1 protein-coding gene is annotated in these 639 nt (G+C 54.9%); it reads left to right on the top strand.

Going from position 1 to position 639, the window contains the following annotated elements; translation table 11 throughout:
- The first annotated feature begins 274 nt into the window (after positions 1–274).
- Positions 275–535 carry a hypothetical protein gene (locus QJT78_RS51920; protein WP_100213956.1) on the top strand — a complete coding sequence of 87 codons (261 nt, stop codon included), beginning with the start codon at positions 275–277 and terminating at the stop codon, positions 533–535.
- Positions 536–639 lie beyond the last annotated feature (104 nt).

Raw genomic sequence — 639 nt, 5'->3', positions numbered from 1 at the left:
GCCGAAAGTCATCGCCGGTGTAAAGTTCATCGACGGAATCGAAGTCATTCCGAACACTGAAAGCCACGCCGCCTGATCAGGCCGCGTCACCCAAAATCAGCCATAGCTCACGAACCGATCCGTGCCACTTTGCGTCACAGATCATTTGAGCACCTCAAAGGCTAATGCAGGCACTGCCGCAGGTATGCACGGATGTGCTTATCCTGTTCTGCTCTCAGAAGCGCTTTCGCCCCCTCTGGCCTTCCAGCTTCAGGGTAATTGCTAGGTATGAGATGTGGGTAAATTGAAAGAGCTAACTCAGGCAGACCACATGTTTCCCATTCACAATATCTTCCCGAAAGAGATGGCGATAATCGGCCGCACCCTGCTGAATTACGGCGAGCTTGAACTCGACCTGATGAATTGCATCCAGGTCGTCCGCCAATACGACATGAACTCCATCTTGAAGGCGTTTCAGGATTCGGGGAGAGAAGAGCCGCATTCAGATCGCGGACGCTCTGGGCCGCGTACCCGAGCAGACACACATGCGACCTAGCCCGTCCTATTCGTGAGAGTGCGGCTTTTGGGCCCGATTGATGCGGCCGCACATCTTGTCTGACGAGGCGCACAGGATTGCCTTCGGCTTTTCGCCGCCTGACG

It is taken from the genome of Bradyrhizobium sp. Mp27, assembly GCF_029953005.1.
Classification (GTDB): Bacteria; Pseudomonadota; Alphaproteobacteria; order Rhizobiales; family Xanthobacteraceae; genus Bradyrhizobium; species Bradyrhizobium barranii.
This window is presented reverse-complemented; position numbering and strand designations above follow the sequence as displayed.